The 13,422-nt window shown below is 44.5% G+C and carries 8 protein-coding genes, 2 tRNA genes and 3 rRNA genes; 8 read left to right on the top strand and 5 right to left on the bottom strand.

The features are described from left to right. The first annotated feature begins 110 nt into the window (after nt 1–110). From CDG60_RS15455 to rrf, 8 genes are all read left to right on the top strand, one after another. Nucleotides 111–968 (top strand): 23S rRNA (adenine(2030)-N(6))-methyltransferase RlmJ, encoded by an 858-nt coding sequence (locus tag CDG60_RS15455; protein WP_087512734.1) that lies wholly within the window; start codon nt 111–113, stop codon nt 966–968. Between the two features lie 49 nt (nt 969–1,017). Then, nucleotides 1,018–1,842, top strand: a complete 825-nt coding sequence (gene pssA / locus CDG60_RS15450; protein ID WP_087512733.1) for a CDP-diacylglycerol--serine O-phosphatidyltransferase — start codon at nt 1,018–1,020, stop codon at nt 1,840–1,842. Between the two features lie 31 nt (nt 1,843–1,873). Then, nucleotides 1,874–2,956 (top strand): DUF6670 family protein, encoded by a 1,083-nt coding sequence (locus CDG60_RS15445; protein WP_087512732.1) that lies wholly within the window; start codon nt 1,874–1,876, stop codon nt 2,954–2,956. Nucleotides 2,957–3,383: 427 nt separating this feature from the next. Next, nucleotides 3,384–4,920, top strand: a 16S ribosomal RNA gene (locus CDG60_RS15435). Between the two features lie 59 nt (nt 4,921–4,979). Then, nucleotides 4,980–5,056: transfer RNA gene (locus CDG60_RS15430), tRNA-Ile, on the top strand. 44 nt (nt 5,057–5,100) lie between these two features. Further along, nucleotides 5,101–5,176, top strand: a tRNA-Ala gene (locus tag CDG60_RS15425). 383 nt (nt 5,177–5,559) lie between these two features. Beyond that, nucleotides 5,560–8,453 (top strand): 23S ribosomal RNA (locus CDG60_RS15420). A gap of 176 nt (nt 8,454–8,629) precedes the next feature. Next, nucleotides 8,630–8,744, top strand: a 5S ribosomal RNA gene (gene rrf, locus CDG60_RS15415). The 16S, 23S and 5S rRNA genes sit together here with 2 tRNA genes alongside, the layout of an rRNA operon. Before the next feature lie 72 nt (nt 8,745–8,816). On the opposite strand, the gene CDG60_RS15410 is transcribed toward rrf, so the two are convergent. From CDG60_RS15410 to CDG60_RS15390, 5 genes are all read right to left on the bottom strand, one after another. Beyond that, on the bottom strand, nt 8,817–9,692 hold the full coding sequence (locus tag CDG60_RS15410) for an FkbM family methyltransferase (RefSeq protein ID WP_227542889.1): 876 nt from the start codon (nt 9,690–9,692) through the stop codon (nt 8,817–8,819). Between the two features lie 65 nt (nt 9,693–9,757). Continuing rightward, nucleotides 9,758–11,134: a dihydrolipoyl dehydrogenase gene (locus tag CDG60_RS15405; RefSeq protein ID WP_087513113.1), complete on the bottom strand. Its 1,377-nt coding sequence runs from the start codon at nt 11,132–11,134 to the stop codon at nt 9,758–9,760. An 86-nt stretch (nt 11,135–11,220) separates the two neighbouring features. Then, nucleotides 11,221–12,435 (bottom strand): hypothetical protein, encoded by a 1,215-nt coding sequence (locus tag CDG60_RS15400; RefSeq protein ID WP_087513112.1) that lies wholly within the window; start codon nt 12,433–12,435, stop codon nt 11,221–11,223. Nucleotides 12,436–12,633: 198 nt separating this feature from the next. Beyond that, nucleotides 12,634–13,062, bottom strand: coding sequence for a protein tyrosine phosphatase family protein (locus tag CDG60_RS15395; RefSeq protein WP_087513111.1), 429 nt, complete (start codon nt 13,060–13,062; stop codon nt 12,634–12,636). Beyond that, complete coding sequence (locus CDG60_RS15390) at nt 13,055–13,390, bottom strand: protein tyrosine phosphatase family protein (RefSeq protein WP_087513110.1); 336 nt, start codon at nt 13,388–13,390, stop codon at nt 13,055–13,057. The genes CDG60_RS15395 and CDG60_RS15390 overlap by 8 nt, the downstream gene beginning before the upstream one ends. Between the last annotated feature and the right edge of the window lie 32 nt (nt 13,391–13,422).

Raw genomic sequence — 13,422 nt, 5'->3', positions numbered from 1 at the left:
TTCCATTGAAAATGAATAACTGAAAGAACGTTATTTTAGTGTAAGACAGCAGTCGGAACGAAACATTTTTTCATGCTAAAATAACAGTTGATATCAGGAATTAATGAAACATGAATTACCGTCACCATTTCCATGCAGGCAACTTTGCCGACGTGATGAAGCACGTATTGCTGCTTCAGTTATTAAGTCGACTGAATGCAAAAGACAAACCTTATCGCTATGTAGATACACATGGTGGTGCAGGTAAGTACGACTTGTCGACTTCAGAAGCACAGAAATCAGGTGAGTTTTTAAACGGTATTCATCGTCTGGTGAAACTGGATGATTCAATTAAGCGTAATGCACCTGAAGGCGTGAAACAGTATCTGAAAATTGTGGAAGATATGCGTGCAGGTTCAGGTAAAGGTGCATACCCGGGTTCGCCGTGGTTTGCGCTTGAAGGTATGCGTGATATTGATAAAGCCACTATTTTTGAAATGCAGCGTGATGTGTTTCAGCAGCTGTATTACAACATTCGTGACAAACGTGCAGGTCTGCATGAACGTGATGCGTATGAAGGTCTGCTCGGTGTGATTCCACCTAAAGAAAAGCGTGGACTGGTCATGATTGACCCACCTTATGAGCTGGAGCGTAAAGACTTTCCTCAGTTGGTGGAACTGCTTGTTGCTGCTTATAAAAAATGGCCGACAGGTGTTTTTGCCGTATGGTATCCGATTAAAGACCGTGCCATGATTGAGCGTTTTGAAAAGAAAATGATGAAAACAGGTATTCGCCGTCAGCTGGTCTGCGAAGTGTGTGTATGGCCAGATGATACTCCAGTCGGACTGAATGGCTGTGGTCTGCTGGTGATCAACCCACCATGGAAATTCTCACAGGATGCAGACGAAGCATTGCAATGGTTATTCCCTCATTTACGTATGAGTGAAAATGGTGGTCATGCGGCTGTTCGCTGGTTGGTTGGCGAATAAATTCAGAACACAGAGTGCGAAAAAACAGGTCACAGATTAGGACTTCAGAATGACAAATATAAATAAACCTGAAAGTGAACATTCTTCACAGGACGAGCAGCGTAGTTTCGACGGAATTACGTTTGAAGTTGAAGAGGAAGAACATACACATGAAGGGCAGAAAGTGAAGCGTCGGGGTATCTACCTGTGGCCAAACCTGATCACGACGGCAGCGTTGCTTTCAGGTTTTTACTCGATTATTGCCAGTATGAACGGTGATTTTACCCAGGCAATCTATGCAATTTTTATTGCCGCGCTGTTTGATGGTCTTGATGGACGTGTAGCCCGTGCTATTGGTGCGCAGAGTGCCTTTGGTGAGCAGTTCGATTCATTATCGGATCTGCTGGCTTTTGGTGTGGCACCTGCCATCCTGATGTACAGCTGGAGTCTGAATGACCTTGGACGCATCGGTCTGGCTGCATGTTTTGTTTATACCGCATGTGCTGCATTCCGTTTAGCGCGGTTTAATGTGCAGATCGGTGTGGTCGATAAACGCTACTTTATTGGTGTGGCAAGCCCACTCGCAGCTATTATGATTATTTCACTAGTCTGGGTTGGGCGTGATTTTCCTGAGATCTTCGATCTTAAAGATGCTGCGGTTCAGGGAATCAATGCTGTGATTATTATTGCAGTCGGTCTGCTGATGATTTCCAATATTAAATATTATTCCTTTAAAACCGTGGATCGTAAACGTGTTCCATTTTTCGTGTTACCAATTGCAGTATTTATACTTGCAGCAATGACTTATAATATTCCTGTTGGAATACTTGTAATTTCGATCATCTATGCATTGTCAGGATTTGTGACGACTTTTATGGCTGGTCGCAAAGGTTAAAAAAATAATGAAATAAAAATCGGAGTCTGATATGCAGCTGCTTATGAATTTAGTCGATGAATCAAGGCAGCTCAATCAGGCCCGGTTTCCACTCGATCTTGCCTACCATCCGCAAAAAGGATGGTTCAGGATCATCCATCAGGGCATCATGATTCCTGATCTGCCTGCACCGCTGCACTACTTTAATTTTCTGACTATTATTGGGCAACCGAATGTTCCCATGTTGCGCAATCCATCTGCAATCAGAACTACTGCTGGTGATACGGCAGCTGTAATCTGTAGTGTCAGTCCACAGATGGCGGGACATTTTCATTCCTACTCTGTCGAAAATGACTGTTATTTACGTGAAAACCATTACCAGTTTGCCGACAGGGAAATACTGAGTGGAGCGTTACCTGAGTTCAGATTACAGCGGCAGGATGATGAGCTCAGTGTCGATCTCAAAATTACAACAAAGCCCGTTATTTCACATTTTACAAAACTGAAACTTGGACTGTTTGAACACTGGTCTCTGTTATGCCGCTGTCAGGGGCAGATCACTTATAAAGAACAGAAATTTGAGATTGATCAGATGGGGGCGTTTGAATATGCCCGCGCTGTAAACATTCCATATCTTCCCTTATGTTTTTTTACATACCAGATTATTAATTTAAAAGATCAGCGGCAACTGTTGCTGGCTCAGTTAAGAAATAACTTTAACCAGATAGTTCAGTCCAGAATTTACTTACGCGATTTTCATCGGGCTACAGCTATTATGTATGATGAAAATGTGATTTTCAGCGTACATCGTGTTTATCCGAAAGTAAAAACACCCAATCAGCAGGAAATGTATCTGCCGCGTGAATTTGAATGGCATTATCGGGATGATGAAACTGAAATTCATATTCAGGCGCAAAGTCGGGGGGATTTTAAATTTGGACTGGCAGCAGGTTATGTCGGAAGTTATTGCTATCAGTTAACCATAAATGATTATGAAGAAGAAGGAACTGCAGGCTATTGTGAGTACATTGACTGTCGCCCCCTGAAGTGGCAGGAGAAAAAAGATGAACATCCAGTGGTTGAAAAAATGATGTCTACAGCACCAATTACAGTAAAAATAAGAAAAAACACTTAAAATAGATTAATAAATAAACGCTCAGTAAGAAAAACCAAAAAAAGATGCGTGAGGGGGTTGTGTCTGCTCTGAAATACTGTAGAATGCACATCCATCGGCGGTGATGAAGATTAAAACTTCTGATAAAACAGTAGCTTAGCATAGAATGGTTAAGCTGGGTTTTAGAAAGAAAGTTTAAAATAATTTACATTACATGTTGACTTTGAAGAGATTCAGAGTAATATAGCCGACCTAGCTTGATGCTGACGAAGCATTGAGAAGATCATTAAGAGAATATGAAGAACAACTTGTGTGGATTTTTACTGATTGATCGATCGAAATTATTTTCATTGATTGAATGGTTTAAATTACTCGAAGTTTATTTGAGAGAATTTGTCAGAAAATTGATGAGCCAAGATTGGCACCCTTTAAGGTGCTAGCAAGTATTAAACTGAAGAGTTTGATCATGGCTCAGATTGAACGCTGGCGGCAGGCTTAACACATGCAAGTCGAGCGGAGAGAGGTAGCTTGCTACTGATCTTAGCGGCGGACGGGTGAGTAATGCTTAGGAATCTGCCTATTAGTGGGGGACAACATTCCGAAAGGAATGCTAATACCGCATACGCCCTACGGGGGAAAGCAGGGGATCATTAGACCTTGCGCTAATAGATGAGCCTAAGTCGGATTAGCTAGTTGGTGGGGTAAAGGCCTACCAAGGCGACGATCTGTAGCGGGTCTGAGAGGATGATCCGCCACACTGGGACTGAGACACGGCCCAGACTCCTACGGGAGGCAGCAGTGGGGAATATTGGACAATGGGGGGAACCCTGATCCAGCCATGCCGCGTGTGTGAAGAAGGCCTTTTGGTTGTAAAGCACTTTAAGCGAGGAGGAGGCTACTCTGGTTAATACCTGGAGATAGTGGACGTTACTCGCAGAATAAGCACCGGCTAACTCTGTGCCAGCAGCCGCGGTAATACAGAGGGTGCGAGCGTTAATCGGATTTACTGGGCGTAAAGCGTACGTAGGCGGCTTTTTAAGTCGGATGTGAAATCCCTGAGCTTAACTTAGGAATTGCATTCGATACTGGGAAGCTAGAGTATGGGAGAGGATGGTAGAATTCCAGGTGTAGCGGTGAAATGCGTAGAGATCTGGAGGAATACCGATGGCGAAGGCAGCCATCTGGCCTAATACTGACGCTGAGGTACGAAAGCATGGGGAGCAAACAGGATTAGATACCCTGGTAGTCCATGCCGTAAACGATGTCTACTAGCCGTTGGGGCCTTTGAGGCTTTAGTGGCGCAGCTAACGCGATAAGTAGACCGCCTGGGGAGTACGGTCGCAAGACTAAAACTCAAATGAATTGACGGGGGCCCGCACAAGCGGTGGAGCATGTGGTTTAATTCGATGCAACGCGAAGAACCTTACCTGGTCTTGACATAGTAAGAACTTTCCAGAGATGGATTGGTGCCTTCGGGAACTTACATACAGGTGCTGCATGGCTGTCGTCAGCTCGTGTCGTGAGATGTTGGGTTAAGTCCCGCAACGAGCGCAACCCTTTTCCTTATTTGCCAGCACTTCGGGTGGGAACTTTAAGGATACTGCCAGTGACAAACTGGAGGAAGGCGGGGACGACGTCAAGTCATCATGGCCCTTACGACCAGGGCTACACACGTGCTACAATGGTCGGTACAAAGGGTTGCTACCTAGCGATAGGATGCTAATCTCAAAAAGCCGATCGTAGTCCGGATTGGAGTCTGCAACTCGACTCCATGAAGTCGGAATCGCTAGTAATCGCGGATCAGAATGCCGCGGTGAATACGTTCCCGGGCCTTGTACACACCGCCCGTCACACCATGGGAGTTTGTTGCACCAGAAGTAGGTAGTCTAACCGTAAGGAGGACGCTTACCACGGTGTGGCCGACGACTGGGGTGAAGTCGTAACAAGGTAGCCGTAGGGGAACCTGCGGCTGGATCACCTCCTTAACGAAAGATTGACGATTGGTAAGAATCCACAACAAGTTGTTCTTCATTGATGTATCTGAGGGTCTGTAGCTCAGTTGGTTAGAGCACACGCTTGATAAGCGTGGGGTCACAAGTTCAAGTCTTGTCAGACCCACCATTCTGACGAATCAGCACAGAAACAGATATATCGGGATCTTAACTGGGGACTTAGCTTAGTTGGTAGAGCGCCTGCTTTGCACGCAGGAGGTCAGGAGTTCGACTCTCCTAGTCTCCACCATCACATTAAGTGAAGTTCTGAATTATAGAATTTAGTGAATATGACGATCATCTGATCTCAGTTTATTAAGTTCTGTGATTTATCACAGTTTGCTACCTGCTGACGAGGCGGTAGTTAATCATTAACAGCATATATTTGAGTTGAAATAAATTGTTCATACTCATGACCGACATTAACACTGACAGTAATTTATTACTGTGATGTGAAAATGAAGGAAATGAGAAACTAGCGATTAAACTGAATCAAGCGTTTTGGTATATGAATCTAATTGAAGCTGTACAGTGATTAATTTCACAGACGCCAACTGTATGAGAGTGATGAGAAATCGTCGCGATCTGTTGCTCATCCTACTTGTAGGGATGAACGACTGTTTGGGGTTGTATAGTCAAGTAATTAAGTGCATGTGGTGGATGCCTTGGCAGTCAGAGGCGATGAAAGACGTAATAGCCTGCGATAAGCTCCGGGGAGGCGGCAAATATCCTTTGATCCGGAGATTTCTGAATGGGGAAACCCACCTGCTATAAGGCAGGTATCGTAACATGAATACATAGTGTTACGAGGCGAACGAGGGGAAGTGAAACATCTCAGTACCCTTAGGAAAAGAAATCAATTGAGATTCCCTCAGTAGCGGCGAGCGAACGGGGAACAGCCCATTAAGTCATATAAGCTTTAGTGGAATGCTCTGGGAAGTGCAACCATAGTAGGTGATAGTCCTGTACGCGAAAGGGCTTATATGATGATGTCGAGTAGGGCGAGGCACGTGAAACCTTGTCTGAATATGGGGGGACCATCCTCCAAGGCTAAATACTCCTGACTGACCGATAGTGAACCAGTACCGTGAGGGAAAGGCGAAAAGAACCCCTGTGAGGGGAGTGAAACAGATCCTGAAACCGCATGCATACAAGCAGTGGGAGCCGACTTGTTCGGTGACTGCGTACCTTTTGTATAATGGGTCAGCGACTTATATTCAGTAGCAAGGTTAACCGTATAGGGGAGCCGTAGGGAAACCGAGTCTTAATAGGGCGTTCAGTTGCTGGGTATAGACCCGAAACCGGGTGATCTATCCATGAGCAGGTTGAAGGTTGGGTAACACTAACTGGAGGACCGAACCCACTGTCGTTGAAAAGCCAGGGGATGACTTGTGGATAGGGGTGAAAGGCTAATCAAACTCGGTGATAGCTGGTTCTCCCCGAAAGCTATTTAGGTAGCGCCTCGGACGAATACCATTGGGGGTAGAGCACTGTTTCGGCTAGGGGGTCATCCCGACTTACCAAACCGATGCAAACTCCGAATACCAATGAGTACTATCCGGGAGACAGACTGCGGGTGCTAACGTCCGTAGTCAAGAGGAAAACAATCCAGACCGCCAGCTAAGGCCCCAAAATTATAGTTAAGTGGGAAACGATGTGGGAAGGCATAGACAGCTAGGAGGTTGGCTTAGAAGCAGCCACCCTTTAAAGAAAGCGTAATAGCTCACTAGTCGAGTCGGCCTGCGCGGAAGATGTAACGGGGCTAAAACTATATGCCGAAGCTGCGGATTTGCAATTTATTGCAAGTGGTAGGGGAGCGTTCTGTAAGCCGATGAAGGTGGATTGAGAAGTCTGCTGGAGGTATCAGAAGTGCGAATGCTGACGTGAGTAACGACAAAACGGGTGAAAAACCCGTTCGCTGAAAGACCAAGGGTTCCAGTCCAACGTTAATCGGGGCTGGGTGAGTCGACCCCTAAGGCGAGGCCGAGAGGCGTAGTCGATGGGAAACTGGTTAATATTCCAGTACTTGTGTGTAATGCGATGAGAGGACGGAGAAGGTTAAGTCAGCCTGGCGTTGGTTGTCCAGGTGGAAGGATGTAGGCATGTATCTTAGGCAAATCCGGGGTACTCTATGCTGAGATCTGATAGCAAGCTGTACTTGTACAGTGAAGTGGCTGATACCATACTTCCAGGAAAAGTCTCTAAGCTTCAGTTACACAGGAATCGTACCCGAAACCGACACAGGTGGTCAGGTCGAGTAGACCAAAGCGCTTGAGAGAACTCTGCTGAAGGAACTAGGCAAAATGGTACCGTAACTTCGGGAGAAGGTACGCTGCCGGCGGTGATTTCCCTTGCGGAATGAGCGGCCAGCAGCCACAGAAACCAGGCCCCTGCAACTGTTTATTAAAAACATAGCACTCTGCAAACACGAAAGTGGACGTATAGGGTGTGATGCCTGCCCGGTGCTGGAAGGTTAATTGATGGGGTTAGCGTAAGCGAAGCTCTTGATCGAAGCCCCAGTAAACGGCGGCCGTAACTATAACGGTCCTAAGGTAGCGAAATTCCTTGTCGGGTAAGTTCCGACCTGCACGAATGGCATAATGATGGGGGCGCTGTCTCCAGCAGAGGCTCAGTGAAATCGAATTCGCCGTGAAGATGCGGTGTACCCGCGGCTAGACGGAAAGACCCCGTGAACCTTTACTGCAGCTTGACATTGAACTTTGATCTTACCTGTGTAGGATAGGTGGGAGGCTTTGAAGTAGTGACGCCAGTTGCTATGGAGCCATCCTTGAAATACCACCCTGGTAATATTGAGGTTCTAACTCTGTCCCGTTATCCGGGACGAGGACCATGTCTGGTGGGTAGTTTGACTGGGGCGGTCTCCTCCTAAAGAGTAACGGAGGAGTACGAAGGTGCGCTCAGCGTGGTCGGAAATCACGCGTAGAGTATAAAGGCAAAAGCGCGCTTAACTGCGAGACCCACAAGTCGAGCAGGTACGAAAGTAGGTCTTAGTGATCCGGTGGTTCTGTATGGAAGGGCCATCGCTCAACGGATAAAAGGTACTCTGGGGATAACAGGCTGATACCGCCCAAGAGTTCATATCGACGGCGGTGTTTGGCACCTCGATGTCGGCTCATCTCATCCTGGGGCTGAAGCAGGTCCCAAGGGTATGGCTGTTCGCCATTTAAAGAGGTACGCGAGCTGGGTTTAGAACGTCGTGAGACAGTTCGGTCCCTATCTACCGTGGGCGCTGGAAATTTGAGAGGATCTGCTCCTAGTACGAGAGGACCAGAGTGGACGAACCTCTGGTGTACCGGTTGTGACGCCAGTCGCATCGCCGGGTAGCTATGTTCGGAAGGGATAACCGCTGAAAGCATCTAAGCGGGAAGCCTACCTCAAGATAAGATTTCCCTAGGACTTTATGTCCTCTAAAGAGCCGTTGAAGACTACGACGTTGATAGGCTGGATGTGGAAGCACGGTGACGTGTGAAGCTGACCAGTACTAATTGCTCGTGAGGCTTGACTATACAACACCCAAACAGTTGTTGTATAAAGCTCAGTTGATTCGATATTCATCAGAATGACTTGATTCAGAATCGCAACAGTATGACAATGTTCCAACTCAGATAGAGCTGTTAATAACTCATTTGGAAAAAGCATTGGCATCTAAATAAGACCAAAGCAAGTATCCATAAACAGTTGTGCTGGCGACAATAGCAAGAGTGAACCACCTGATCCCTTCCCGAACTCAGAAGTGAAACCTCTTTGCGCTGATGGTAGTGTGGGGTTACCCATGTGAGAGTAAGTCATCGCCAGCTCATTATTCCTAAACACCCTCAATCATTTGATTGAGGGTGTTTTTTATTGTCCAGTGAAAGGAAAAGTAAAAGCTATTTCAGTCGGGTCATGCTTAAACCTGCTGCTTTGCTGTAGCTGATTTCAAAAATCTGATTGTCCGGGTGCTGAGCAATACAGAGTTCCCCGTACATTACAGTTTTATAGCCTAAGCGCTGCTGCACAAAATTCATCAGTTCAGTCCGTTTAGGAATCAGCTCCTTCATGTAGTCTCCCCATACTTCAAAGAACAGAGGAGGAAAACCACAGTTTTTTAGGGTATGGATACTGCCTTCGAGTACTTCTAGCTCTAGACCTTCAACATCTATTTTTAATAGGTCAATTTTAGTGAAATTAAAGCTGTCTATAGGCTGCAATGAAACACTATCAAACTGACTGATGGTGCTGGTGATCAGATTCTGCTGACGTCTGATATTTTCATCTAAGGATAATGCCCCGATATTGCCTTCATGTGCTAAATCAAGGACAGGAACTTGGATGGAACCTGAGATATTGCCAATAGCAATATTATAAGCAGTACATGTATCAATAAGCTGATTACTGAAAATATTGCCACATAGCTGATAATAGACGCCACGTTGTGCTTCAAAACTGATCACTTGCCCTTGTTTTTTCTGTACATAGAGACCAACGGGAATCGTGATTGCTCCAAGATTTGCACCGATATCCAGAACCACGGGTTTTTCAATGTTGGTTAAAAAATGTTTGATGATTTCAATCAGGGGTGAGTCCCATAATTGACCACTTCTTAACTGTCGGCTGATCATGTCTTTTCCATTGAAAAGCAGAAACTGTACATTTTCAACATGATAAAGTTTGACTTCAGCCTTTGGAGGAGTTGCCTGAGCAACTGGTTTGGAAGGGGGCTTTTTTAACTGATTCAGAGACATCGGTGCTGTTTTATTCATCATTTTTCCTTTTATTATTATTGAGGCACCTTCCTGATTGGAGTCAGGAAGGTACAATTGTGTATTGATCAGGCATCCAGTTGCCGTCTTGCATGTTTTAACGCAGTACGTAAACCTTCCTCAAGTGTAGGATGATAAAAAGGTTTTTCAAGTATGCTGTCAATGCTTAAATTTTCGGAAATCATCCAGCTGAGTAAATGGGCTAAATGCTCAGCAGACTCGGTAAAGAGTTCTGCACCGAGCAGCTTTCTGGTTTTTTGTTCAATATAAACTTCAATGGCACCTTTATTTTTTCCAAGGACAATTGCCCGACCTTGCCGTTCGTAAGATACAAAGCCTGTAACAAAACTGATATTTTCCTGAATAAGTTGTTTATGGCTTTTACCGGCAATTGCCATTTCAGGTTCACTGAAAACAATTCCAAGCCCCGTCAGAACAGGGAGTTTCTGTACATCAGGATAATTCAGACAATTCCTGATAATCTGACGGCCATCATGTGCTGCTTCGTGTTGGAGAGGTTTTGCTGTATGGGCATCACCAATAACAAAAACAGGGAAACTTCCAAGCTGTTTCGTGAATGGATCTACTGGAAGTTGTTTGAGGTCCGTAAATGAGTCTGATATCTGATCCAGATGTAAGGAGCTTAAATTACTGATTCTACCTGTGGCTGACAGTACGTAGTCGGTATAAATTTTCTGTTGAGTGCCATTTTCAGTATAGCTGATTTCTACAGTATCATTTTTCAGACTGACGGACTCAGGCAAAACTTCAAATTTAATATCCATTTCTTTGGATAATTCAGTCTGTGCCAGTTCCTGTAAAAATGGACTGGTCAAAATACCAACCTTGCGGCTACGGGCAAATATGGTTGTTTTTACGCCCAATCGCTGCATAGCCTGAGCAAGTTCAATGGCAATAACGCCACTGCCAATGACTGCCATTGAGTCAGGTAACTGATCAAGTTCAAACACCTGATCGGAACTGATCAGGCGGTCTTTCAGCTCATTTTTCCAGTCTGTATTGAGAGCAGGTGTTGACCCTACAGCCAGGATAAAACTCTTTGCCTGATAGTGTTGATCATTCACAGAAACGGTATCTGGGCTGACAAATACAGCTTTTCCTGAAATTTTATGTTCCGGCTTCCAGCTGTTGACGTCTTTGAGGGTGGCAGCAGTGAAACGGTCTCTTAACTTTCGGACATGAGGCATAACATCACGGGTATCGATCTGAGAGGTGACCTTTAAAGCAACTTCATCTGCGTGTTCGATATCATGCATGCGGTTTGCAGTGGAAATCAGTACCTTACTGGGCATACAGCCGACACGGGCACAGGTGGTATCCCAGGGGCCATCATTGATGATCAGAATATTTTGTGTATGTTTGATTGCTTCTTTATAGGCAGCGATACCTGCCGTTCCCGCACCAATAATAATAATGTCGTACATAAATGAAATCTGGAAAGTTAGGCTCTTTCCCACTATATAAAAAAACCCTCATGACTGAGGGTTTTCTTGCAATTATTTACACTTAATTAATAAGTCACACCGCTAGGCTGAGTCAGTGTGGTTTTAATGGTTCCATTATTGTTTACGGACTGACCTTCAAAAGTGATGTCATTGAATTTGTGTTTAAATTTCAGAATACTGCCATTCGCAGATTGTCTGAACTGGAAGATATTGTTGCCTTCCATATAGATACTGCCGGTGAAGCTTTGAGTATTTGTAGAAGGATCTTCATTTTCAACACGGGTACCATCAATAGCAGTAATATTCGGTAAACTGAGTACCTCAGTACCATCGGCCTTTAAACGATAGTATGCAGAGTCACTACTGCCTGGCGTGGATGCGAGATTGAATGAAATTGGTTCAGCAAACGGAACATTGGCGTTATCATTGATCAGTACATTGAATCCAGAACCAGCTTGAATATTATATAAACTGCCATCCGTAGATGTTAAATCTTTATAGATACTTACAGCCCCGGTCGTGATTTCTTTTTCAACAGGTAGACCTGTGACAGGGTCATTAACAAGGATGGTTGTTGTGATCTTATAATCACTGGTGCTTCCATTAATCAAAACAAAACGCTTTTGTCTAGTTTGAGTCAGCCCCCATGATTGTTGAAATGGATAGGCAAATGCACCGGTAATGGTTACATCCTGGAAGTTTTTATCACCATTTTCATTTTCAAAAATATAAATTCTTGTATTTGATTGATATTCATCAAGATTTGGTGTGATATTGTCATGCTGAAGTTTGATGTTTTTAAGATCGTCAGCAGTAATGTCGAAGTCCCAGTCGCCATAACCAGGAATTAATGTTTTAATTTCTTCGCCAATAAATACATAACAGGCTCTATAATCATTTGTACTTTCAGCAAAGCATTTCTTTCTATAATGAGTCAATTTATAGCCATCTAAATTAACATTACGTATAGCGAGTGTTAACTCTAAAGGGCCTTGTGCAAAAGTATCAATCGCGTGGTCAATGTAGCCTTTCGCGGTTGTTGCATCTGTTGGGTCATAATTACCAAACAGGAACTGACCTTCTTTTTTCAGAGAGTTAAGAATAGCTTGTGCAGAATCTGGATTTGTCGGGTTTTCTGGATCGGTTGGCGTTGTTGGTCCACCATTGTTGTTGCCCCCTGAACTACCAGCATTATTATAATAGCCATCGCTTCCACCACCGCCACAGGCAGCAAGTAATCCAGTCAAAGCTAAAGCAAGCGTCCCTTTAATGAACTTCATGAAATACCCCAAATAAAATTTTATGTACAGAATTTAGTTATATTGCGTAAAGATACCATACATAAAAAAAGGCGCATATAGCGCCTGGGATTTATTTGTTATTTAACCGATGTTCCGATGCTGACCCCAGCGGTAGGGCGTATGTTCATTGAGCTGCAACCAGAAATGGTGATTGCGCACAGTATCACAATAATCAGTTTATTCATTGATTAATCCTGCGGTTTTAGCCTGATGAAACAGCTGACTTGATCTGGAACCGCTGTTACATATCATCAGAATAGGTTTAGGTAATTCATGATAATAACGTGCAAACTCTGTGACGTCTGTCGGAGAAATTTTACCGCTCTGGACAGGCTGGTAAATTACACTGACCTGTTTCTTTTCTGCAATATTGCGCAGCGCATAAACGGTTACGGTATTACCGGGTTCCTGATCAGGACGGTTTACAATCACGGATCTGAAACCCTGGCTCAGCAAGACTCTGAATTTATCTTCAGTCATTTTTCCTGAAACACTGACATTCTGAGTCAGTGCTGTGCTGAGTGCTGCGGATTCCGCCAGAACTGGCGTCATGGAACTGCAAATAAAAAGACTGAAACAGCAGGCCTGTAAAAACGGCTTAATCATCCAGCAGATCCATCTGTTTTGCCAGCTGGTAGAGATTGTTTGAACGGTTGCCTGTACGACAGAACATCAGTACTGGCTTTGGCAGCTCATTGAAATGATTGGCAAATGTACGGACATCAACTTCAGTGATCTGTCCTGCAACAACCGGTTGATAGACATAATCGAGTCCTGCAGTACGGGATGCTTCTTCAATCTGTGCACTGGTTGGCTGCTCTGAACCACCTTCCATATCTGGACGGTTATTGATAATGGATTTAAAGCCTTTTTCGACAACCTGTTCTACATGTTCAGGACCAATTTGACCTGCAAAGCCAACATTTTCGCTCATTTTGTCACTCCATTATGGAAAGAATAGAATTA

It is taken from the genome of Acinetobacter chinensis (assembly GCF_002165375.2).
GTDB classification, from domain to species: Bacteria; Pseudomonadota; Gammaproteobacteria; order Pseudomonadales; family Moraxellaceae; genus Acinetobacter; species Acinetobacter chinensis.
The sequence above is the reverse complement of the archived record's forward strand: the minus strand, read 5'-3'. Positions and strand labels throughout refer to the sequence as shown.

What these genes read in the sequence shown, in the direction of transcription:
- CDG60_RS15455 (WP_087512734.1), top strand. Translation starts at nt 111, where the DNA reads ATGAATTACCGTCACCATTTCCATGCAGGCAACTTTGCCGACGTGATG.
- pssA (WP_087512733.1), top strand. Translation starts at nt 1,018, where the DNA reads ATGACAAATATAAATAAACCTGAAAGTGAACATTCTTCACAGGACGAG.
- CDG60_RS15445 (WP_087512732.1), top strand. Translation starts at nt 1,874, where the DNA reads ATGCAGCTGCTTATGAATTTAGTCGATGAATCAAGGCAGCTCAATCAG.
- CDG60_RS15410 (WP_227542889.1), bottom strand. Translation starts at nt 9,692, where the DNA reads ATGATGAATAAAACAGCACCGATGTCTCTGAATCAGTTAAAAAAGCCC.
- CDG60_RS15405 (WP_087513113.1), bottom strand. Translation starts at nt 11,134, where the DNA reads ATGTACGACATTATTATTATTGGTGCGGGAACGGCAGGTATCGCTGCC.
- CDG60_RS15400 (WP_087513112.1), bottom strand. Translation starts at nt 12,435, where the DNA reads ATGAAGTTCATTAAAGGGACGCTTGCTTTAGCTTTGACTGGATTACTT.
- CDG60_RS15395 (WP_087513111.1), bottom strand. Translation starts at nt 13,062, where the DNA reads ATGATTAAGCCGTTTTTACAGGCCTGCTGTTTCAGTCTTTTTATTTGC.
- CDG60_RS15390 (WP_087513110.1), bottom strand. Translation starts at nt 13,390, where the DNA reads ATGAGCGAAAATGTTGGCTTTGCAGGTCAAATTGGTCCTGAACATGTA.